Raw genomic sequence first — 22,440 nt, forward strand, 5'->3', positions numbered from 1 at the left:
GATGTCCCACACCTCTGCGCCGTCCTACGACCTCGTCCTGACCGGCGGCACCGTCATAGACCCGGCATCGGCCACGAACGCCCGGCTCGACGTGGCGGTAACCGGTGACCGTATCGCCGCGATCGGCGAGGGTCTGGCGGCCGACGCGGCCCGCGCCATCGACGTCACCGGCTCCACCGTGCTCCCGGGCCTCGTCGAGGGCCACACCCACATCTTCCAGCACGTCTCCGCCGTCGGCGCCCCCGCCGAGGAAGCCCATCTGCGCCGCGGCGTGGTCGCGGCGGCGGATGCCGGCACAGCCGGCGCCTCGACCTTCGCGGCCTTTCGCAAGCTGGTGGTCGAGCCCAACCCGCTGCGCATCGTCAACTTCCTCAACGTCTCCGTGCTCGGCCTGATCGACTTCAGATTCGGTGAGCTGCTCAACCCCGACACCCTGGTCCCCGAGGACGCGCTCGCGACCGCCGAGGCCCACCCCGACATCGTGCGCGGCTTCAAGATCCGTCTCTCCGAGGACGTCGTCGGCGAGAACTGGGAGTCGCTGCTGAAGAAGTCCGTGGCGCTGGCCGAACAGGCCGGTCTGCCGCTGATGCTGCACATCGGCGAGACCGCGGAGCCGCTGCCCGTCGTCCTGGACCACCTGCGCCCCGGCGACATCGTGGCGCACTGCTACACCGGCAAGCCGCACGGAATCCTCGACGGTGACCATGTGCAGCCCGCCGTCACCGCCGCCCGTGAGCGCGGCGTGCTGTTCGACTCCGCCCACGGCAGGAGCAACCTCAGCTTCGAGGTGGCGCGCCGGGCGATCGCCGACGGATTCCTGCCCGATGTGCTCAGCTCCGACACCAGTGCGCGCAACTGGCGCGGCCCGGTGTTCGACCTGCTCACCAGCATCTCCAAGCTGGTCGCGCTCGGTGCGCCGCTGGAGGAGTGCGTCCGGCGGGCCACCGTCGAGCCCGCGCGACTGCTCGGGCTCGACACCGAGGGCTACGGGCGCCTGGAGGTCGGCGGGCGGGCCGATGTCACCGTCGTCACCGAGACCGACGAGGTCACCCTGCCCGACGCCGCGGGCAACACGATTCTCGCGCCGCGCCTGGAGCCGACCGTGGTGCTGCACGGTGGCGCCGAGATCGACATCGTGCCGTGGCGAGGTCTGCGGTCGGCCTGACCAGCCGGCACGCCCAGGGGAGGTTCTCATGACCACCGGTTCCGCCCATCCGCTGCGGCGCCGACTGCGAGCGGCCCTCACGGCCGGGAAACCCGCCGTCGGCACCTTCGTCAAGCTGGCGTCGCTCGACGTGGTGGAACTGGCCGCGACGGCCGGGTTCGCGTTCATCGTCGTCGACCTCGAACACTCCACCCTCAGCGAGCGGAACGCCGTCGACCTGGTGCGCCACGCGGACGCCTGCGCACTGGCGGCCCTGGTCCGGGTGCCCGAGGTGGACGCCGCCGCCGTCAACCGGCTCCTGGAGGCCGGGGCGGCCGGGATCCAGTTGTCCATGCTCACCCGCGTCACCCAGGCCCAGGCACTCGTGGCGGCCACTCGGTTTGCTCCGGCCGGCCGCCGCTCCGTGAGCCTTGCCAACCGGGCCGCCCGGTTCGGCGCGGCCCCGCTGGGCGGGTTTCTCCGCGCCGAGCAGGACGACCCGCCGGTGCTCGTGGGGCAGATCGAGACCGCGCGGACCGACCCTCTGCCGGAGCTGGTCGCCGCTCTCGACGTGTGTTTCGTCGGCAGCACCGACCTCGCGGTCGACCTGGGTCTGCCGACGGACCCGGCGGTGCTGCGCGCCGCGGTGAACCGGGTGAACGGCGCCGCCCGTTCCGCGGGGGTGGCGTTCGGAGGCTGGGCGCCGACCCGGGCCGCCGCGGCGGACCTGGGCCTCGATGACGCCGGCTACCTCGTGGTCGGTTCGGACCTGCAGATGCTGGCGGACGGCCTACGGGCGACCGCCGGAGAGGAAGCTCGATGAGCACACGCAACGCAGCGCTGGTCAACACCGTCGTCAACTGGGACGAACTGCCGGCGACCCAGGTGCGGCCCGGGGTACGTCGCCGCGTCTACGCGACGGACGAAGTGATGATCTGTCACCACGAGCTGCAGGTCGGTATGGAACTCAACCCGCACCAGCACGAGGACTTCGACCAACTGGTCCATATCGCCGAGGGGCGCGCGAACTACTACGTGGACGGTGTCGCGCACGACATGCGGGCCGGCTCGTTCCTGCTCGTTCCCCGAGGCAGCGAGCACTACGTGGAGCCGACCGAGGCCCCTTGCGTGAACATCGACTTCTTCGTCCCGCCGCGGGCCGACCTGCTGCCCTGAGCGCCGGACGGCCCGTCACGGACCATGACGGAAGGCCCACCGCGGACCGCGGTGGGCCTTCCGCCGTCGTAGGACGGTCAGCTGCTGTCAGGGGTGCCCAGCCGCTGCGACAACGCGCGGGCGGTCTCCAGCAGTGCCTGGGCCATCGGCGACGTGACATCGTCGGGCACGGTTGCTGTGGTGCCGACGATCGCGAGCGTCCCGCTGATCTTGTCCCCCTCGAAGATCGGCGCCGCGACGGTGCGGACTCCGTTGACCGTGGGGGAGTTGACCGACAGCCCATGCTGCCGGATGGCCTCCAGCTCCTCGGTGAGTTCGGCCGAGTTGCGGACGGAACGCGGCAGGGTCGGCACCTGCTCCGGGGGCAGCAGCGCGAGGAAGACGCGCCCCTGTGCCGAGGACGTGAGGTTCAGGCGCGAACCGACCCGGACACTGATGCGCACCATGTGGTCGGTGTTGTCCACCGAGCGCACCACGGTCGCCGACTCGCCGTCCCAGACCGACAGCACGATCGTCTCGTCGATACGCCGGACCAGATCCTCCATGTACGGCTCGGCGGCGGCCACGATCGGCAGACCGGCCCGCGCCGCCGAGGCGAGCGTGAGCACTTGGGGACCGAGGGAGTACAGCGAGGTGCGCTCGTCGTACCGGAGCAGATTCGCCGCCCGCAGCGCCTTCGTGTAGCGGTGCGCGGTCGCCTTGCTCGCCCCGAGACGCGCGGTGATCTCGTTGAGGCTCATGTGCGGCTTGCCGACCGTGAACGATCCGAGGATCAGGGCCGCACGCTGCACCGTCTGGATCGTCGGGGCGGTTCTGTCCGGGCCGCCCTGTTCGCCGGTGCCGCGCTGCGCCTTTGTGGGCATGAACGTATCGCTCCCAATCGCACTTGGCCTGCCATAAGACACTAAATGAAACGCCGTATTGAATAGAGTAGTGGTAGGGGGAAGTGTAACGGCGGGGGTGGAGGCACGAGAGCCCCTGCGCGGTGTGCCCGGGGTGGTGGTCCGGTGCGCGGACTCACGCATCGGAGGAGTGCCCGGGCGTGATCGAACGGGCCGGGTCCAGCAGGGCGGCGATGTGGTTGACGGCGAGAGCCGCCTCGCCGAAACCGATCGAGATGAGGGTGACCTTGCCGTCGTGGTCGGCGATGTCACCGGCCGCGTACACCCGCTCCCGGCTCGACCGCATGGTGCGGTCGACGAGGATGCGCCGACGGCGCAGTTCCAGTCCCCACCGCTCGATCGGGCCGAGGTCGGCGATGAAGCCGAGCGCGGCCACCACGGTCTGGGCGGGCAGAGTGATCCGGTCGCCGTCGGAGGTGGCGACCACGACCTCCGACACCGCGCCGTCGCCGTGGATTTTCTCGACCTCGTAGGGAGTGAGGACCCGCACCGAGGAGGCGTGAACCTGCTCGACACTACGTTCATGGGCCCGGAACCGGGCACGCCGGTGCACCAGTGTCACCGACGAGGCGATGGGTTCCAGGGACAGCGCCCAGTCGAGGGCGGAGTCACCGCCGCCGACCACCACGACGTCCTGTCCCCCGAGTTCGTCCAGACGCGGTACGAAGTACCGCAGCCCCCGGTCCAGGTACTCGGAGCCCACCGGGAGTTCGCGGGGGATGAAGTTGCCGATCCCGCCGCACACGAGCACCGCACCCGCGGTGATCCGCGTGCCGGTGTCGGTGGCGGCGACGATGCCCTCGGCGGTGTCGTCCAAGTCGGTGACCCCGTGTCCGAGCAGATAGGTGGGGTTCCACCGGTCGGCCTGTTCGGCCAGCCGGTCCACCAACTCCTGGCCGCGGACGGCGGGGAAGCCGGCCACGTCATAGATGAGCTTCTCGGGGTAGAGCGCGGCGATCTGTCCGCCCACCTCGGGCAGCGCGTCGGCGACCGCCACGCTCATGCCGCGGAAACCGGCGTAGTACGCGCCGTACAGCCCGGTCGGACCGGCGCCCACGATGAGCAGGTCGACGGACACCTCGGCGGCGGCATCCGTGGCCGCGTGGCCGCTCACGCCGCCACCTCGGGGTGGTCGTGGCCGACGCGGCCTGTTCTGCGGGCTCCGCCGGGGGAGCCGAGGGGCGGGGTGCCGAGAGTGAAGAACTCGGCGCTGACCTGCTCGAAGTGCTTGCTGTGCGCGGGCAGGTCGTGGTGGCGGAGGGAGATCTGCGGGCAGACGGGTTCGCGGCGCCCGCACTCGACGCATGCGTCGGGCTGGATGCAGAGCATCCGGTCGCCCTCGTGGATGCAGTCGGCTGGGCACTCTTCCATGCAGGACTTGTCCATGACGTCGACGCAGGCGTCGGTGATGACGTACGGCACGCGCTTGTCACCCTTCACACGGTCGTGCAGAATGCGAGACGGTGTATCTCAATGTGAAATTGGATGATGGCGGCGTCAGGTCGGGGTGTCAACCGTGTGACGGATGCTTGACACCGTCGAGTTCACCGAGGGAGGCTAATGCGACATACGAGACGGCGTCTCACGGAATGCCGCTCGGGTCGGGACTTGTGAGAGGCAAACTCCGCATGGGAAGCAATCCCCGGACCGCACCAGCAACGATGATCGTCGAAGACTGGGATCAGCTCACCTTCCGGGTCAACCGCGAGGCGTACCGGAGCCCGGAACTGTTCGCCAGGGAACGCGGCTGGGTATGGATGCACACCTGGCTCTACCTCGGGCACGAGACCGAGATCCCCAACCCCAACGACTTCAAGGTCCGCACTCTGGGCGGCCGACCGCTGATCTTCTGCCGGGACACCGCCGGCGAGGTGCACGCGTTCCTCAACTCCTGCCCGCACCGCGGCACCGTGCTGTGCCGCGAGAACGAGGGCTCGACCAGGCTCTTCCAGTGCTTCTACCACGCCTGGACGTTCCGCAACAACGGTGAGGTCGCCGCCATCCCGGACGCCGGCGCGTACGAGTCGAGCGACGAGTTCCGGGCCTCCATGGGACTGCGCGGCGTGCCGCGCCTGGAGATCCACGAGGGGTTCGTCTTCGTCTCCTTCGACCCCGACGTCCCGCCGCTGCTCGAACACCTCGGCGACGCCGCCGACTACCTGACGATGATCGAGCAGCAGCACGTCGGCGGCATGACCACACTGCCCGGCACGCAGCTCTACAGCGTGCGCGGCAACTGGAAGCTCGCCGTCGAGAACGCGATGGACGGGTACCACTTCGCACCGACCCACAACACGTTCGTGGGCTACCTGCGGGAGAGCGGCTACGCCGTCACCGACGACAACCAGTACGCGTACAACCTCGGCAACGGCCACGGTCTGCTGGTCCTGACCGGGCACGGCGGGCGGATCAGCATGATCTGGGAACCGCGCTTCGGCGAGGCCGAGCGGGTCCGCACCGACGCCCACCGGGCCGAGATGACCCAGCGGCTGGGGGAGAAGCGGGCCCACCACGTGGCCGACGAGAGCCACATCCTGTTCGTGTTCCCGAACCTGCTGCTGTTCGACATCGAGGGCCTGTCGATCCGTCAATTGGAGCCGGTGGCCGCCGACCAGACCGATGTGCGCGCCTGGCAACTGGTCCCTAGCGCCGAGGACCCGGAGACGCGCGCCCTGCGCATGAAGACGGTCGTCAGCTTCGTCGGCCCGGGCGGCCTCGCCACACCGGACGACATCGAGGCGTACGAGGCGGTCCAGCGCGGCATCCAGGCCACGGCGGGCACCGGTATCCCCGAGCTGGACTTCAGTGACATGTCGCGAGGCATGGCCGACGAGGTCAAGGGAGCGCAGGGCCGGTCGGTCGACGAAGGCGCGATGCGTGGCTTCTGGCGGCACTGGGTCGACTCCATAGGGTTCGACGACGGCATCGAGATCCACGGCGAGCGTCCCGCTTCCTTCCCGGTGGGGAGGGACGTGCGATGACGACGATCGGCAACCGCAGCTCCGTGTGGTGTGCGGGACGCACCGTCACCCGGCAGGACGTGGAGGACTTCCTCTACACCGAGGCCGACATCCTCGACCGCTGGGACTACGACGGCTGGCTCGCCCTCTTCGAGCCCGGCGCCCGCTTCGAGATCCCGACCACCGACTACCGGCCCGGCTGGTCGCCGCACGAGAGCGGATCGTTCGTCGACGATGACTGGGGCCTGCTCCTCGCCCGGGTCAAGCGCCTGAAGTCCCGCAAGGCGCATGCCGAGAACCCGCACTCACGCACCCACCGGCTGGTGTCCAACGTGCGGCTCTGCGAGGGCTCCGAGGACTCCTTCAAGGTGGCTGCCTCCTTCGTGGTGCACCGTGCCCGCGACGGGCACTTCGACGCCTACGTCGGGTGGTACGACCACCTCCTGGTGCCCACCGAGGACGGGCTCCGCTTCCGGTTGCGGCGCTCCGTCCTCGGCCACGAGTCGCTCGCGGCGGGCGCCCGACTCAGCTTCATCCTCTGACCGGCGACGGACGGCGACCCGATGATCAGACACACCTTGTCCTTCCGTTTCGCCGAGGGGACCGACCGGACGACGCGCGAGTCCGTGCTGGGCGAACTGCGCACCTTCCCGGACCGGTACCCGGCCATGCGCGGCTTCGTCCTCGGCGAGAACATCAGCACCCGCGACCAGACCTTCACCCACACCATGGCCGTCGACTTCGACAGCCAGGACGACCTGCTCGCCTATCTCGGCAGCGAGTCGCACGAACACTTCGTACGCACTCGCTGGCGGCCGGTCATCGCCCAACAGGCCATCACCTCGTTCGAGTTCGCCGAGCGGGCGCCGCTCACGGCAGGAAGGAGACCGCCGGTGAGCACCCGCCCGCACGGCCCGTACGGCATGGAGTACGCCCGCATCGAGGTTCCGGACATGCAGGCCACAATCGACTTCCTCGAATACCACGTCGGTCTGCAACTGGAGCAGCGCACGGACGAACACGCCTACCTGCGCGCCGACATCGAGCACCACGCGATCGAGTTGATCCACGCGCCCGAACGCGCCGACGGATGGACGACCGCCGTCGGCTACAGCGTGGAGAGCGAGGAGGTCCTGGAGCAACTGCACAAGGCCGTTCTCGACGCCGGCCTCGAGGTCCTGGAACTGCAGGAGCGGCAGAAGGCGCTGTGCGACAACGGCTTCGCGGTGAAGGACCCCAACGGCCTGGTCGTCGAACTGTTCACCGAGTTCCAGGAGTACGCCGAGCCGCCCCACATCGAGATCCGGCCGCTCGACCTGGTGCACCCCTTCATCGCCACCCCGAAGTTCGAGGAGACGCTGGACTTCTACCAGAACGTCCTGAAGTTCCTGCCCTCGGACCACATCGTCGGCTCGACCACGTTCTACCGCTGCGAGGACCGCTACCACCACAGCCTCGCGGTGCAGAAGAACACGGAGCACTATGTCGCGCACCTGTGCTTCGCGATGAAGAGCCTCGACCATGTCATGCGGATGCGTGCCCGCGCGCTGTACAAGGGTGCCCCGATCGCCTCCGACATCGTCAACCACTCGGCATCGACGTCGATCGCGTTCTACATGCACGACACCCGCTTCGGCCCGCGATACGAGCTGTGCGACCGGCACCGGGTGTTCACCCCGGAGGAGCACGAGACTCACCGGCCCCGCAGAATGCCGGCCGACCCGCGCAACATCGACGTGTGGCGTCCGGCCTCCGACGACTGGGGGCGCTTTTGAGACAGCAGTTGCTGGACGTTCTGCGGCTGCTCGACACAACCCCCGCGCCACGAGGTCAGGAACGGACGGCGGCCCATCGGCTGCGCAGTTGGTGCGCGGCCCGGTGGCCGCACATCGAGTGGCAGGTGCAGGAGTACGGTCGCGAGGGCGGCAGTCTGGTCGCCACACATGGGGCCGGCCCACTGCTGTACTCCCACCTCGACACGTCGCTGAACCACGACGGCGCGGGCATCCGGCTCATCACCGGCGACGCCGCGCCGGTCGGTCCGCTCGGCGTGGTCGGCGACGCGGTGACCGGCTTCGGGCTCGGGGTCGCCCGCGGGCCGGTGGCCGCCGCACTGGTCGCCTTCGCCGAAGCGGGCGCCGGACGGCTGCTGCTCGCCGGCTCCGGGACACACCGCCGCGCCGGCGGGATCACCGGCCTGGAGTCATATATCGACGCATACCCGCTGCCGCGGTCCGCGATCGTCGCCAAGTGCGGCCCTCCCACACTGTTGTGGCACGAGCCCGGGGCGCTCTACCTGACCGTCCGGGTCACCGGCCGCTCCGGGGCCGCGATGGCGGCGGAGTCGGCCACGCCGCCCGGGGGAGTTGTCGCCTCGGCCGGCGTCATCCTGGACGAGCTGGCCCGCTGGCGCACGGCGTACCTGGCCGCCGACCCGCGGCTCGGGCAGACCGGCCGGGCCTGTGGCATCGGTGCGATCGACAGCGGCTGGCCGGACAAGCCGGACCTCCTGCCGGCCCAGATGCGGATCGGTCTGTACGTCGTAGCCGGTGACCAGGTGGAGCCGAAGACGCTGGCGGCCGAGCTGGCCGACCGGTTGCGGATGCGATGCGCGGAGTCGGTGCTGCGGAACTGCGCGGTCGATGTGGAGGCCGAGCCGGTGGCGTCGGCCGCGGCCACGCCGACCGACGCCCCGGTGGTGACGGCAGCCTGGGCGGCCTGGCTCGACGAGTTCGGCTCACCGCCGCCGACCGTCACCGGCTGGACGGGATCGACCGACGGCGTCGTGCTGCGCGCCTGCGGCGTCGAGACCGTACGCCTCGGCCCGCAGGCGAAGCCGGCCGCCGATGATCCGCGTTGCGATGAACTGTCTCTGGCGCAGCTGACCGCCTATGCGCGCATCTATCGGCGGCTGTTGACAGAGCTGCCGGCGTAGCCCGGGGATCCCGGCGCGGGCGGCGGTTGCCGACGAACCGTGCGGGCAGCTCGTCGACAGCGCGGGCCACCCGCCACACCAGGAAGGGCTGCGTGGACCGGATCGTCACCGACTCGGTGTCCTCGACGGCACGGGTGGCGGTCTGGTCCTCGTCGAGACCGCCTCCGGCGTCACCGCCCCGGGAGACCAGCGAGGCCAGCCGCGAAGGTGCTCGTCCCCACGGACATGCCCCCGTGAAGCGTAGCGACGCTGTCCGTATCCCGGTCGGAGGGCACGGCGGCTCTGCGACGGGAATGACCGACCGTCATCGAGAGGGCACGGCGTCACCTGTTTCTTGCGAGGAGGCGCCGGCGTTCACGCCGGGGAGGAATCGGATCCGGGTGTTGCGACGCGGAGCGTCGCCGTATCCGGTTCAGGGCGTGGAGCGCCCGTACCGCTGTGAGGCGCTGACGGGGTGATGCGAACGCGCATACGTGTGGTCGCTGGTTGGGGTGGTGGCTGTGGGATCGGGGTATGTGTGTGCGGCGGTCGTACGTATGGTCCTTCGGAGGGTTTGGGGATGGTGTGGCGTCCCGGCTGGGGACCCTCAGGGGGGAGGTGGTGCAGGTGAGGGCGACTGCTCAGGACGGGCATGCCCGCTGCACCTACCGGCTTCGTGTGTCGTTGACCGCTCGCACCGCTCTGGCGGCGGAGTGGGACCGATGCCGGTGGGTGTGGAACGAATGTGTTGCCAAGTCCAGGGCCGTACACCTGCACAGCAAGGCCACCGGGCAGAAGGCCACGTGCGGTCCGGCTCAACTCGACAGGATGCTGACGGAAGCCCGCACCCGTACGCCGTGGCTGCGTGAGGGGGCGTCGGTTCCCCAGCAGCAGATCATCCGCGACTTTGGCCGCTCCCGCGCCAAGGCGCAGAAGGACGTCGCAGAGCGCCTGCCCGTGGCACGCCGGGCCGGGATGCCGAAGTGGAAGACCAAGCGCGAGGCACTGTCGAGTCTCAACTACACCCGGCGCGGGTTCCGGTTGAAGGGCGGCCGTCTGCACCTGGCCGGGGGCATCGTCGTGTCGGTGGTGTGGTCGCGGGAACTGCCGGCTGAGCCGTCCTCGGTGCGCGTGTACCAGGACAGCCTCGGGCATTGGTACTGCTCGTTCGTCGTCCCCGCCCAGGTTGAGCCCCTACCGGAGACCGGTCACGCACTCGGCGTCGACTGGGGGGTGAAGGAGACCGCGACCACCACGTCCGACGCGCACGACCTGCCGCACGCCGAGCACGGCAAGAAGGCCCAGGCGAAGCTGACCCGGTACGACCGGATGATGGCCCGCCGCAGGCCGAAGAAGGGCCAGGCGGCCTCGAAGGGCTACCGGGAGGCGAAGAGGTGGCGGGCGAAGGCGCACAAGAAGGTCGCCAGGCAACGTGAGGACACCAGCCGCAAGTGGGCGAAGAAGGTCGTCCGCGACCACGACGCCATCGCTGTCGAGGACTTCCGTCCGAAGTTCCTGACCCGCACCACGATGGCCCGCAAGGCCGCTGACGCCGCCATCGGCGCCACCAAGGCCGCTCTGATCGAGATGGGCCGCAAGCACGGGCGGGACATCCGCCTCGTACACCCCGCGCACACCACGATGGACTGCGCGCACTGCGATGCGAGAGCCAAGCACGCACTGCCGCTGAGCGAGCGCACCTACACCTGCACCGCGTGCGGAACCGTGTCCCCGCGGGACAAGAACTCCGCACGCGTGATGCTCGTCCGGGCTGGTCTCAACCCGGCTGGTACTGACGGCGGAAGACCTCCTGGAGCGCTGCTCCAGGAGGCGGCCTGAGCCAGGAATCCCCTCCCTTCAGGGAGGGGAGGATTCAAACTCCCCAGTTGTCGTTCACGGTGACGGCGTCGGCGATGCGGAATCGGCCACCGGCCAGCGGTGGTCCGGTGGGTTCACCCATGTCCACGACGTGCTTGCCGAACCTGGGCGTCAGCGGGCGGCCGACATCACGCTTGAGCCACAGACGCAGCAGGTGCCGGCGGCGTTCCGGCTGCGGGTGGTCGACGTAGCCGGAACGCGAGTGCAACGCGGCGTAGTTGAGCAGCCACTGCACATCCCCGGGCTGGAAGGCCATGTCGATCGGCAGGCCGTGGTACTGGGAGATCTCGTCGAAGAGGTTGATGGCCTCGACCTGGTCGGGCGTCAGCTTCGGAACGTCGGGGTACTGCTGGGCGCTGAAGATCATCGAGCTGCCTGCGTAGGTGCTGAAAACGCCGTCGACGTAGCTGATGATCGGCGAGGTGTATGTCAACTCCGGGGAGTCGGGGTCCTGGCGCCGCCAATCCCAGTGATAGGAGTCGAAGAGCCGCGGGGCGAGGTCCGGTCGGCGCAGCAGCAACTCGTTGTAGATCGTGGTGCCGCTGACCAGGCTGGAGGCTCCGCCCTCCTTGGCACCTCGCAGACACATGAGGGCGACGACGTCGGAGCTGTCCGAGTGGAACGGCAGCCGGTCCCGCACACGGGAGGGCAGGGCGCCCTCGTCGGACAACGTCCTGTCCGACGTGGCGATCACGTGGTCGAGCAGGTCGCCGCGCTGGTTCTGCCCGATCGGCCGACCGAGGTGCAGGCCCATGACGAAGAAGATGGCCGCGGCCATGACGTCGCCGTATTCCCTGGTGCGCAGGCCACGCACCAGGACGAAGCCCCGGCCGGTGTCCATCTGGCGGGCGCACTCGTCGTTCAGGGCACGACAGGCGTCGAACGGGTAGTCGGCGGCGGTGACGGTGCGCAGGTCTGGGGCGTCGGCGACGAAGCGCCGGCCCAGGTCTTCCAGCTCGGCACGCTCCGCGTCGCTGAGGACGTAGATCCACTCCGTGGACTTGGACAGCTCGTCGCCGCGCCAGGCGGACGGCCCGGAGATCGGCTCACGGCGGACAGTGGAAGTCACGGTGATGCACTCCTCGAAGATGTGATGACAGGCCCGTCGGCGAAGACACGACGGACGACGTTTCGGTGTGCGGTGGCTGCTCATCGCGCGGCGACGAACGGCACTCAGAAGACTCAGAAAACTCGGAACGGAGTCTGTGGCTCGCCGGCAGCCGTTCCGGGGCGCAGTCCCTCCCGGGGCGGGGAGCAGCTGAGCAGTTGGCCGAAGGTCCGGCGGCCAGCGAAGGCGCCCACGAGAGCGACTGGCCTCATGCTGGTCCCGTCCTTTCGAGAAGTGTCCCCACGGTAGGGGAGGCCCAGACACTCGTCAATATGCGAGACGCCATCTTGCAAAGCGGCATGCTGGGTGAGCGGTTGCATCCCACCGTGCGCGGCTCGGCGGCCGAGCGCTGCGGCAGAACGCCGGCGCGCACATGGGGCCGGGCCTACCGCAGGTGCCCGCGCGGCAGGTGGCCGAGTATGACGAGACGGCCGTGGCCGGGTGGAGAGGGCGATCCGGGCCAAGGCGAAAAAGCCCGGGCGGCGTCGACGGCACCAAGCCGCCGCCATCATCAACGTCCTGCCCGGTGGCGCCGACCAGGCCGTCAGCGCCACAGTTGCCGTCTAGTGCTGTGACCTCAAACCTTGATGTCGGCTGTCGACTCGCCTGCGGCCATCGCCGCCGGGTGCGCCTTGTGCGACGCTCAGGTGGCCGACTGCGCAGGGGGAGAGCGCGTCGCGGTACGTCGTCACCCGTTCGCGTACGCCGGCCGGGCCGGTCGTCATACTTCGAGTGGCCGTGTGTGAACGCCCGCAAGGCTTAGGTGGGTTGGCCGGGTTGGCGGCTCTCCGTCCAGGGACGGAGGGGAGTTACGTCCGTGGAGCGATTTGCCCGCGGTCCGCGAGCTGCGATCTTCGATGCCGAACGGGCCGCCGGGCCCGCCGGATCGAGGTGGTACACATGTCCCGCAGCGTCATGGGCGCGCCGATGGGTGTCGGACGGCTCCGAACCGCGTGGAAGGCCGCGCACGAGCCGGTGCCCAGGGTCTCGGCATGGACGCGGCGGCTCGCGTACGCCGTTCCGCTGGTCGTGCTGCCGTCAAGCCTCTGGCGGTTGCCGGCGGTGTTCGACAGCGGGTTGAGCGTGGGCGAGCGGTTGTACGTTCCGATGCTGTCGGTGGTGTCCGAACTGCTGGCGTTCACGGCGATCGGGCTGGTCGCGCGGTGGGGTGAGGCGTTCCCGGGATGGCTGCCCGGTCTGCGTGGCCGCCGGGTACCGGTGCGGCTCGCGGTTGTGCCCGCGGCGGTGGGGGCAACGGTGCTGACCGTGGTGTTCTCGCTGTTGAGCCCCATCACGACGGTCATGGGGACGACCATCCGCGGCGACGAACTCCCGCCCGACGCGCCCGGGCAGGGCGCCGGGATCGCGAGCGTGTGGTTCTACTTCTGCTATGCGCCGCTGGTGCTGTGGGGGCCGCTGTTGGCGGTGCTGACAGTGGCGTACTGGCGGCGTCGACGTGCGGGTGGCGCGTCGGCGGCTGCTCGCTGATGTCCTGTGTGGACGATGACCTCCTCAAAAGGGCCGGTCCCCGTCATCGGCGGTGCGGGCGGCCACTGAATTGCCCTCCGCCGCTCCGGCCGCGCGGGAGACGGGGCGGGTGCTCGCCGCGGCACGCGGAACAAATGTACGCACAATCCCGATGAGGTTATCCCGGGTGTCTTGCGTGCCGGAGTCGTACGACCTAGCGTGAATGTACGTACATTAGGCGGACGGGAGGGTTCCCTTGGTGACCAAGCAGCACCACCGGACCGTGATCATCGGCGGCGGGGCCGCGGGTATCTCGGTCGCGGCGCGGCTCTGCCGTGCCGGTGAAAAGGACGTCGCAGTACTCGATCCGAGCCTTGACCACTACTACCAGCCACTGTGGACGCTGGTCGGCGGCGGACGAGCACCGCTGAAAGAGAGCATCCGCCCTCAGGAGACCGTCATTCCGAAGGGCGTGCGGTGGATCCGTCACGCCGCAGTCGCCGTCGACCCCGAAGCCCAGGAGGTGACGCTGGACGACGGCAGCACCGTCTCCTACGACCAGCTCGTGGTCTGCCCCGGCATCCAGCTGGACTGGGGCCGCGTGCCGGGCCTGGAGGCCGGGCTCGGCAAGGACGGCCTATCCAGTAACTACCTGCCGCACACCGCCCCCGCGACCTGGCGCTTCATCCGCGAAACCCGCTCGGGCAGCGCGGTGTTCAGCATGCCCACCGGCGCCATCAAGTGCGGCGGCGCCCCACAGAAGATTGCCTACCTCGCCGCCGACTACTGGCGCAAGCAGGGCGTCCTCGGCAGGATCGACGTCCACCTCGTGATCCCTGGCGCCGCCATCTTCGGCGTTCCGGAGTTCGCGCGCGTGCTCGACGACGTGGTCCGCCGGTACGGCATCAAGGTCCACTACGGCAGCGAGGTCACCGAGGTGCGCCCCGAGGCCCGCGAGGTGGTCGTCACCGACCTGGGCACCGGGGACAGGACAACCCTGCCGTACGACATGGCCCACCTCGTACCACCACAGAGCGCCCCGGACTGGATCAAGCACAGCCCACTCTCCGACGCTGACGACCCGGCCGGCTACATCGAGATCGACAAGCACACGATGCGGCACGTCAGATACCCCAATGTCTGGGCCCTCGGTGACGCCGGATCGTCCCCGAACTCCAAGACCGGCGCAGCCGTGCGCAAGCAGGCGCCCGTGGTCGTCGAGAACCTCCTCGCAACGATGAACGGCCGGGAACCCACGGCCTCCTACAACGGCTACTCCTCGTGCCCGCTGACCACGGCCCGCAACAAGATGCTGCTCGCCGAGTTCGACTACAGCGGGCAGCCCACGCCGTCGATCCCGGTGATCGACACCATCCGCGAACGCACCGACATGTGGTACCTCAAGCGGCGCGGCCTGCCGTTCCTCTACTGGAACCTCATGCTTCGCGGGCTCGCCTGACCCGACACCTGAAAGCCGCAATCGGCCTGACCAGCGCACCGGCCGGGCCCGCCGGGCCGCACCCGCGGCCCGGCCCCAGCGGCCGCCGCCATCGGGCGCCCGGCCGCCTTGCTGTCGCAGCGTCTGACCCTGGACCCGCGGACACACCGACACCCACCCACGCCCGGACCTGACTCGCCGGCACACAGCCACCACCCATCTCCAGGAGGCCGTTATGACAAACCACACCGGACCGCTGGTCTTCGTGCAGTTCTACCTCGACTGCCTCTCCCACGCCTCGTACCTCGTCGGCGACCGCACCACCGGCCGGGCCGTCGTGATCGACCCTCAGCGCGACGTCAACGACTACATCGCCACCGCCGAGCGTCACGGCCTGACCATCGAGCGGGTCATCGAGACCCACATCCACGCGGACTTCCTCTCCGGCCACCTGGAGCTGGCCGAGCGCACCGGTGCCCGGATCTCCTACGGCTCCGCCGCAACGCTCGACTTCGACACGGACCCCCTGGACGACGGCGAGCACCTCAGCCTCGGCGAGGTCGACCTGGAGATCCTGCACACACCTGGCCACACCCTCGAGTCGATCTGCGTCGTCGTCCGCGAACACGCCGGCGACGCCGTCCCCTACGGTGTTCTCACCGGCGACACGCTGTTCATCGGCGACGTCGGCCGTCCCGACCTGCTCAGCGCCCGCGGCCGGTCCGCCGAGGAGATGGCCCGCGTCCTGTATCACTCCACCCGCGAGTGCCTGCTCATCCTCCCCGACGACACACGCGTCTACCCGGCGCACGGAGCCGGCTCGGCCTGCGGCAAGAACCTCTCGACCGAGCTGAGCTGCACGATCGGCAACCAGCGCCGCAGCAACTACGCCCTGGCCGACATGACCGAGGACGAATTCGTCTCTGTCGTGACCGAAGGCCAGCCCGCCGCGCCCGCTTACTTCGCCTTCACATCCGTGCGCAACCGCCAGGCCCGTCCGGCCCTGGATGAGGATGCCCCCGTCCCCTCCCTGACCCCGGACGCCTTCATGAAGACTCGGGCGGGCGGTGCCAGAGTTTTGGATACGCGGGACCCGGAGTCGTTCGCCTCCGCCCACGTGCCCGGCGCGGTCAACGTCCCCATCGGCGGTCGGTTCGCCGAGCTCGTCGGCGAGGTGCTCGATGCCCGGGACCGCATCATTCTGTGCGGCGATCCCGCCACTGCGCGTGAGGCCCGCAACCGTCTCGCCCGCATCGGCTTCGACCACGTCCTCGGTGCCCTGACCACCGCGGTCGAGACTGTCGGTACCGAGTACCTGACCGCCGTCGTGCGGGTGGAGGCCGACGTCCTCGCCGACCGACTCGCCGAGGGCACGGGCGACTTCGAGCTGGTGGACGTGCGCGGCCTGGGCGAGGTACGCGACAACGGCACCATCCCCGGCGCCCGCCTCATCCCGCTGCCCGAACTGATCGCCCGCCTGAGCGAACTGCCGACCGGTCAGCCGCTGACCGTGATCTGCGCGAGCGGTAACCGCTCATCGGTGGCCGCGTCCGTGCTGCGCGCCCGCGGCTTCGAGGCCACCGACCTGCGCGGCGGCTTCTCCGCATGGCACGGCGAGGTTACGCATCCCGCCGACACGGCCCCGGGTGGCGTCCCGGCGTGAGTGTCCTGATCCTCGCTCTGCTCTGCGGAGCCATGGTCGGCCTGGCCCTGGGCGCGCTCGGCGGTGGCGGTGGGGTGCTCGCGGTACCGGCCCTGGTGTACCTCCTGGGCGTCGCACCCGCCGACGCCGGGACCACCAGTCTGGTCGTCGTCACCGTCACATCCGTCACCGCTCTTGCCCGCCACGCCGGCACCGGCAACATATGCTGGCGGACCGGCGCGCTGTTCGCCGCAGCAGGTGTGCCACCCGCCATCGGAACGTCCTTGCTCACGCACCGCATTCCGCAGGCCGTACTGACCGCCGCGTTCGCCGTCCTGGCCGCTCTCGCCGCCGCGGCGATGCTGCGCGCCACCCGTAGGGGGCACCGCACCCGCCGGGTCGCCGCGGCCGCGACGGTTGCCCCGAAAGCCACCGCACCGGGGGCAACCGTGGGGGCTGTCGTTTCCCGCTCCGGAGGCCCCGGGTGCGCGGGGGCGGCCGCCGCCCGGGCGGCACTACGAACGGCCGACGGGACGACCGCGGCCGCAAACGGCAGGGGCGGCCCCGCACCGGAAGACGTGGGTCGCGGCGACACCGTCGGCGCCCCCGGGGGGCCCGCCGGCCGGGCCGGGCACCTGCGCACCGCCGCGGCCGGGGCCGGCCTCGGAGCGGTGACCGGGCTGCTGGGAGTCGGCGGCGGTTTCCTTGCCGTACCCGCCCTGGTGTCCGTGCTCCGCCTGCCGATGCGACGGGCCGTCGGCACCAGCCTCGTGGTCATCCTCATCAACTCGGTCGCGTCCCTCGCCACCCGCCTGGCGGCCGGAGGCATGTCCCTCGACCTCGCAGTCTTCGGCCCGTTCGTGGGCGCCGCCATCCTCGGCGCCTGGGACGGCAAGCGGCTGGCGGCCAAGCTCTCCGGCGCCGCCCTGCAACGGGCCTTCGCCACCCTGCTGCTCGCGATGGCCGCGTTCATGCTCATCGACGTCTTCGTCTGAAGGTCCGTGCACGACCGCCGGCCGGTGCACCCCGCCCCAGGTGACGGCCGCTGCGGATCGGCTGCCGACTGGGCGGCCGGCGTCCGAGCCCGTCGCGGGACCTTGGGCGTCCGCCCGGTGGTCACCGGGCGCCGGTCACGTCGGGTCGCCGCCCCTCCAAGCCAGGCCAGGCCAGGCCGGCGCGCCCTCAACACAGGAGCTCCCAGGTTTGCACCATTCCCCCGAACGTACGAACATTCATCCTGTGTCAGCAGCATCCGCCCGACCCCGACCCCCAGGAGGGCGCTGGTGATCTCCCGCTCCGGCCCTCGCCCCCTCACCCGATCCGCGGGCAAACCGCTGTGGGCACAGCTGCGCACCGACCTGCTGCGCCGTCTCGAAGACGGCGAATTCCGCGATGTCTTCCCCGGCGAGCACGACCTCGTCGCCGAGTACCAGGTCAGCCGGCACACGGTCCGCGAGGCCCTGCGGCAGCTTCGTGCGGAGGGCCTCGTCACCGCCCAGCGCGGCAAGGTCTCCCGGTTCACCGCCAGCCGCCCGCTGGAACAGAAGGTCGGTGAGGCGTACAGCTTCTTCCGCTCTGTCGAGGAGGTCGGCGCCGTCCAGCGCAGCACCGTACGTGTGCTCGACCAGCGCGCCGACGGCGTCATCGCCGCCCGTCTGGGACTTGAGGAATCCACACCACTCGTCTACCTCGAACGCCTTCGTCTCGCCGACGAGGAACCGCTCGCCGTCGACCGTGTTTGGCTCCCCGCGGACGTGGCCCGCCCGCTCCTGGACGTCGACTTCACCCGCACCTCGCTCTACGACGAGCTCGAACGCCACTGCGGCACCCGTATCTGCGGCGGCTGGGAGCGTATCCGGGCCGTCGTACCTGGCCGCGGAGAGCGCACCCTGCTCGACTGCCCCGAGTCCACAGCGTTGTTCGCGATCGACCGGCTCGGTCACGACGCCGGCCGACGCCCGATCGAGTGGCGGCAGACGCTCGTCCGCGCGGATCGCTTCGCCGTCACCGCCGCGTTCTCTGCCGACGACGGCTACCGGCTGGGCAGGGCCCCGGAGAGAGTCGGGAACGTCCGTTTTTGATCACGGGATGCCGTGGAGTGTCACTTACCTGTGTAGTTGCATGATTTGAAGCTCTCACCCTCGGCCTCGGGGTGGGGGATGACCGCGTGGACGGACGCCGTGGTGTAAAGCGCGACGTCTACGGCCCCGGCCCGGCTCGTGCTGAAGCGGACCTCGATCGACGCGGGGAGCTGATCCGGCCGAGCCGCACCATGTGGTCGAAGTCGCACGGCGTACCCGGGCCAGGGTGCCGATGTCTCGGCCAATGGTGGGAATCGCCCCGCGGTCCGGTGTACTTGCGGTCTCCTCCGGTGGGCCGGGTGCAGGGCCCTGGCCGGGAGCAAGGGCCCGTCGACCACGTTCTCGCCTGCGTCGGCCAGTTGCTGGGCGAGCGTGCGGCCCGGGCCGCGGGCGCCTTCGATGGCGAAGCGGCGTTCGGGCCACTGGGCTCACGGACGCGATGTGGTCCCGGACCGCGGGGCGACCGCTGTCCGGGACCAGTGAGCTGACCGATTCCGGTGTCACCCGGTGTAGGTGAACTCGTCGGCTGGACTGGTGGGGGACGAGTAGCCGTTCAGGGTCACGATGATGTTCACGGTCGTGCTCGTAGCCTTGCCCGACGGGGGTGCTTTGGCGACGATCTTGTCCGAGTCGACCTGGACGGACGGCGAGGCGTTCTTCCCGAAATACACGTTGGCGCCTTTCGCGAAGCCCGCGCCGGAGATAGTGACCGGGTCGTTGGCCTTGCCCCTGTCCGGTGTGATGCCGGTGACCACCACGGGTTCGGGCCCGCCGTAGGCGAACTGCCCGAGCGGGACTGCCGGGGAGGTGCCCAGGGGGTTGGTGACATACACGTTGACGATGCCGGTCCCGTCGGGCACCTCGGCAGTGATGGTGCCGTCAGGGTTGAGCGTGGGTGGTTTCTGGCACGGGACGGGGCCGAAGTCGACGTTGCAATCCTTGCTGAAGTCGCGGCCCTTGATCGTGACCTGTGTGCCCGATGCACCGAAGCTGGGGATCACGCCGGTCACCGTCGGCGGCCCGGCAAGGACGGGCGCGTCCAGCAGTCTGAGGTAGGTGGAGTTGGCGTGCTGGAATGCGATCTGACCCAGGAAATCCTCAACCGAGGCCTTGACCAAATTGTCGTCGCGGACCATGTAGTCGGTGTTCTTGCTGACGGCAGTGCCCGGCTGGACGTAGACGTTGTTCCCGCGCATAGCTGCGATCGACCCGAGGAGCACCTGCGCCTCGAGGGTCGCCGCTGGTCCGGGATCCGGGTACCAGCTCTCCGCGGTGGGGATATCGGCCCAGGCCAGCGGCACCACGTCGTAGGCGTTGACGTAGCGCTGGTTCATGCTCCCGAACTGGGAGGTGAGGTAGTCGGCGAAACTCTTCAGACCGGCTGTGGGCGCCGCGAAGGTGACCACCCCGAACTGAGGCTGGCTTTGCTGCCAGGTCTGCGCCTTCAGGTACAGCGCGACCATGTTCGCGATGCAGCCCCCCAGGCTGTGACCGATCACGTAGACCGTCGGCTGCGGAATCCCCGTCAGGAGGCCGGCGAGCGCCTGCACGAGATTGGAGCCGGCGCTGAGCGAACGCATGTCGACGACCTGAGTGAAGGCGTCCATCGCCCCCTTCGACACGGAAATGGGGGAATTCGACCCGCTGGCGGTGAACGGCACCACCGTGCCGACGTCGAGGTCTTCGAGAATGTCGGTCACGCTGGCGATTGTCCCGCGGACGACCACGGCAAACTGGTTCGAGCCGTCGTTGTTCTTGGCGATGTACGCCATGTTCGCGTTGTCCGGGCTCAGCGCGAGCCACGTCGGTGTCCAGTTTTTCGTCAGGGGGGAGTTGGAGAACTGCCGGGAGATGCCGAGCTTGATCCGATCGGTCTGGGCTTGAAGGGTTTCCCCCGACGGGCGCGGAGTCGCTCCAGTTGCCGCGATGGCGGCCAGGGTCATGGCCACCTGAGGCGTGATCGGAGTGGCTTGTTGTGCCGCCGCCATGCTCGCTCCTTAAGTCTTCACTCACCGTCAAAAATCTCCATTTCAATGTATTCGCATACTCGGCACCCTGACGGATATCAGGCGCTTTGTGTTCTCTGATTCACTCGTTCGGAATGGGTTCGACTAAAGCGGAACCGTAGTAAACGGCTATGGATTTGATTGCCGTACAACCTCGTCGTCGCGGTTGTTCCACCGACTCTGGAGTGGGTGGTGGAAGCAACCCGGTCTGGGCCTTACCCGGGTTACACCGCCCCATCGAAGCGTGGGGCATGGACGAGGAAAAACGCCCTGGACAAGCGCGCCAAGGCCGAGGGAACCTCTCGCGCCGAAATGAGTCGGCCGTCTGGTGACCGCCGGCCTGTGACCAACAACGACTGAGGAGGAGAACGTGGTGCGCGTTCCGAACACGCCTGAAGACATCGCTACCGCCATTACCTGGTACGTCGCGAAAGTCACTCCTCAGCTGCCCCGCCGGTTCGATGTGCAGCGCAGCGGGACAGCGGTGAGGAGCAGGTGGTGATGAGGTCGCCGACACCGGCAAGTCCGCTGAGGTGGTGGCAGGGCGGCGTGCGGATTGTTCAGCCGCGCTGTTTCCGGACGGTGGCTTCGAGCCGGCTGCCGAAGTCGGCGGGCGTGGGCGGCGGCGTGGGGAAGCAGGGCAGGACGTCCTCGGCGAGCTCGTGCAGCACCTCGTCGATGGGCCGGTCGCTGGGGCGCAGGTTGAAGGAGACGTGAGCGACGCCGAGGCCGGCCATCGTCTCCAGGTGGTCGACCAGGGCCTTGCGGCCGGTGCTGAGGCCCAGTCGGATGGGGCGGGCCGGGGCGTCGGCGTCGTCCTGGAGGGCCAGCACCATGGGGGTGAGGTACGGCTTGCCGCCGTCCTCGGTGCGCTGCCGCCACTCACGGATCTTCAGCCGCAATGCGCCCAGTTCACGGGGGTAGTTGAGGGAGGCGTCGGCATGCTCGGCGATCCACTCGGGCGTCTGCTGCGCGCCTCCGGCGACGGCGATCGGGATCCCCGTCGTATGGACCGGCCTGGGGAGGACCTCCAACTGCCGGTCCGCGCCGAGGCCGACCCGGGGCAGTTCCAGCGGGCCGCCGCGCCAGGCGGCGCGCAGCGTCTCGACACCTTCGCGGAACGCCGTGCCGCGGGTCTGGAAGTCGCGTTCGAACAGCGGGTATTCCACAGGGCGGTCGCCACTGGCGAGGCCCAGCAGCATGCGGCCGCCCGACAGAACGTCGACGGTGGCCGCCGCCTTGGCGACCAGCAGGGGCTCGCGCAGGGGCAGGACGACAGCGCCCGTGCCGAGTACGACGTTGTCCGTGACCGCGGCGAGGTGACCGAGGTGCGTGAAGGTCTCGAAGACGCTTCCGGCGTCGCCGAACTGGGCGGGGTCGTAGAGCGGGACGTCGCGCAGCCACAGGGCTGCGAAGCCGAGGCGGTCGGCGAGTTGCGCGAGCCGGGTGTGCCCGGTCAGGTCGGGGACGCCGAAGGGGCGGCCGGCCGCGCGGTCGGTGCGCCGGCGCGCCGGATCCCAGTCGTTGTCGAGGGGCAGTTCCAGACCGAGGGTGAGCCGCCCGTCGGCGGGGGCCAGGCGGGCGAGTGCAGGATGGGGGGATGCCGTGACTCCTCCCCCTCGTAAACGTGGGGGCTTCTCGCTATGCCGGTTGGGCTTCGCGACGGACCAGCCCGGCCCGTAGGACGTTCAGGGCGCCCACCGTGTCCGCATGCGCGTGGTGGC

General features: G+C 69.6%; 19 protein-coding genes. 13 read left to right on the forward strand and 6 right to left on the reverse strand.

The window, feature by feature from the left end; genetic code table 11:
* Position 1 precedes the first annotated feature (1 nt).
* Genes ACNPQM_RS20150 through ACNPQM_RS20160 form a run of 3 tightly spaced genes read left to right on the forward strand, consistent with a single transcriptional unit; the run spans position 2 to position 2,320 of the window.
* The gene (locus ACNPQM_RS20150; RefSeq protein WP_418085106.1) at positions 2-1,165 is read left to right on the forward strand and encodes an amidohydrolase family protein; all 1,164 of its coding nucleotides are present in this window, start codon (positions 2-4) and stop codon (positions 1,163-1,165) included.
* A 28-nt stretch (positions 1,166-1,193) separates the two neighbouring features.
* On the forward strand, positions 1,194-1,967 hold the full coding sequence (locus ACNPQM_RS20155; RefSeq protein ID WP_418085107.1) for an HpcH/HpaI aldolase family protein: 774 nt from the start codon (positions 1,194-1,196) through the stop codon (positions 1,965-1,967).
* Complete coding sequence (locus ACNPQM_RS20160; RefSeq protein ID WP_418085108.1) at positions 1,964-2,320, forward strand: cupin domain-containing protein; 357 nt, start codon at positions 1,964-1,966, stop codon at positions 2,318-2,320. Before ACNPQM_RS20155 ends, ACNPQM_RS20160 begins: the two co-directional genes overlap by 4 nt.
* 77 nt (positions 2,321-2,397) lie before the next feature.
* Here the strand turns inward: ACNPQM_RS20160 and ACNPQM_RS20165 are convergent, their stop codons facing one another.
* The 3 genes from ACNPQM_RS20165 to fdxA all read right to left on the reverse strand — a co-directional run bounded on the left by ACNPQM_RS20165 (position 2,398) and on the right by fdxA (position 4,644).
* On the reverse strand, positions 2,398-3,183 hold the full coding sequence (locus ACNPQM_RS20165; RefSeq protein ID WP_358861634.1) for an IclR family transcriptional regulator: 786 nt from the start codon (positions 3,181-3,183) through the stop codon (positions 2,398-2,400).
* A gap of 154 nt (positions 3,184-3,337) precedes the next feature.
* On the reverse strand, positions 3,338-4,336 hold the full coding sequence (locus ACNPQM_RS20170) for an NAD(P)/FAD-dependent oxidoreductase (RefSeq protein WP_418085109.1): 999 nt from the start codon (positions 4,334-4,336) through the stop codon (positions 3,338-3,340).
* A complete protein-coding gene (fdxA, locus tag ACNPQM_RS20175) occupies positions 4,333-4,644 on the reverse strand; it encodes a ferredoxin (RefSeq protein ID WP_418085110.1) in 312 nt (103 codons plus the stop codon). Before fdxA ends, ACNPQM_RS20170 begins: the two co-directional genes overlap by 4 nt.
* A gap of 206 nt (positions 4,645-4,850) precedes the next feature.
* Here fdxA and ACNPQM_RS20180 point away from each other — a divergent pair, with 206 nt between their 5' ends.
* The 5 genes from ACNPQM_RS20180 to ACNPQM_RS20200 all read left to right on the forward strand — a co-directional run bounded on the left by ACNPQM_RS20180 (position 4,851) and on the right by ACNPQM_RS20200 (position 10,935).
* The gene (locus ACNPQM_RS20180) at positions 4,851-6,203 is read left to right on the forward strand and encodes an aromatic ring-hydroxylating oxygenase subunit alpha (protein WP_418085111.1); all 1,353 of its coding nucleotides are present in this window, start codon (positions 4,851-4,853) and stop codon (positions 6,201-6,203) included.
* Positions 6,200-6,724, forward strand: coding sequence for an aromatic-ring-hydroxylating dioxygenase subunit beta (locus tag ACNPQM_RS20185; protein ID WP_418085112.1), 525 nt, complete (start codon positions 6,200-6,202; stop codon positions 6,722-6,724). Before ACNPQM_RS20180 ends, ACNPQM_RS20185 begins: the two co-directional genes overlap by 4 nt.
* Before the next feature lie 21 nt (positions 6,725-6,745).
* A complete protein-coding gene (locus ACNPQM_RS20190) occupies positions 6,746-7,957 on the forward strand; it encodes a Dabb family protein (RefSeq protein WP_358861630.1) in 1,212 nt (403 codons plus the stop codon).
* Positions 7,954-9,117, forward strand: coding sequence for a hypothetical protein (locus ACNPQM_RS20195; RefSeq protein ID WP_418085113.1), 1,164 nt, complete (start codon positions 7,954-7,956; stop codon positions 9,115-9,117). Before ACNPQM_RS20190 ends, ACNPQM_RS20195 begins: the two co-directional genes overlap by 4 nt.
* A gap of 600 nt (positions 9,118-9,717) precedes the next feature.
* Positions 9,718-10,935 carry an RNA-guided endonuclease InsQ/TnpB family protein gene (locus ACNPQM_RS20200; RefSeq protein WP_418085114.1) on the forward strand — a complete coding sequence of 406 codons (1,218 nt, stop codon included), beginning with the start codon at positions 9,718-9,720 and terminating at the stop codon, positions 10,933-10,935.
* Positions 10,936-10,969: 34 nt separating this feature from the next.
* Here the strand turns inward: ACNPQM_RS20200 and ACNPQM_RS20205 are convergent, their stop codons facing one another.
* Complete coding sequence (locus tag ACNPQM_RS20205) at positions 10,970-12,043, reverse strand: TauD/TfdA family dioxygenase (RefSeq protein ID WP_418085115.1); 1,074 nt, start codon at positions 12,041-12,043, stop codon at positions 10,970-10,972.
* A gap of 939 nt (positions 12,044-12,982) precedes the next feature.
* On the opposite strand from ACNPQM_RS20205, the gene ACNPQM_RS20210 reads away from it, so the two are divergent.
* From ACNPQM_RS20210 to ACNPQM_RS20230, 5 genes are all read left to right on the forward strand, one after another.
* Positions 12,983-13,570, forward strand: a complete 588-nt coding sequence (locus tag ACNPQM_RS20210) for a hypothetical protein (protein WP_418085116.1) — start codon at positions 12,983-12,985, stop codon at positions 13,568-13,570.
* A 235-nt stretch (positions 13,571-13,805) separates the two neighbouring features.
* The gene (locus ACNPQM_RS20215) at positions 13,806-15,008 is read left to right on the forward strand and encodes an NAD(P)/FAD-dependent oxidoreductase (protein WP_358862801.1); all 1,203 of its coding nucleotides are present in this window, start codon (positions 13,806-13,808) and stop codon (positions 15,006-15,008) included.
* A 214-nt stretch (positions 15,009-15,222) separates the two neighbouring features.
* On the forward strand, positions 15,223-16,650 hold the full coding sequence (locus tag ACNPQM_RS20220) for an MBL fold metallo-hydrolase (protein ID WP_418085117.1): 1,428 nt from the start codon (positions 15,223-15,225) through the stop codon (positions 16,648-16,650).
* Positions 16,647-17,624: a sulfite exporter TauE/SafE family protein gene (locus ACNPQM_RS20225; protein ID WP_418085118.1), complete on the forward strand. Its 978-nt coding sequence runs from the start codon at positions 16,647-16,649 to the stop codon at positions 17,622-17,624. Before ACNPQM_RS20220 ends, ACNPQM_RS20225 begins: the two co-directional genes overlap by 4 nt.
* Positions 17,625-17,912: 288 nt before the next feature.
* Positions 17,913-18,710, forward strand: a complete 798-nt coding sequence (locus ACNPQM_RS20230; protein ID WP_418085119.1) for a GntR family transcriptional regulator — start codon at positions 17,913-17,915, stop codon at positions 18,708-18,710.
* 500 nt (positions 18,711-19,210) lie between these two features.
* On the opposite strand, the gene ACNPQM_RS20235 is transcribed toward ACNPQM_RS20230, so the two are convergent.
* On the reverse strand, positions 19,211-20,698 hold the full coding sequence (locus tag ACNPQM_RS20235; protein ID WP_418085120.1) for a lipase family protein: 1,488 nt from the start codon (positions 20,696-20,698) through the stop codon (positions 19,211-19,213).
* Between the two features lie 578 nt (positions 20,699-21,276).
* Positions 21,277-22,293, reverse strand: coding sequence for a TIGR03571 family LLM class oxidoreductase (locus tag ACNPQM_RS20240; RefSeq protein ID WP_418085122.1), 1,017 nt, complete (start codon positions 22,291-22,293; stop codon positions 21,277-21,279).
* Positions 22,294-22,440: the final 147 nt, after the last annotated feature.

It is taken from the genome of Streptomyces sp. NPDC056231 (assembly GCF_048270745.1).
GTDB lineage: Bacteria > Actinomycetota > Actinomycetes > Streptomycetales > Streptomycetaceae > Streptomyces.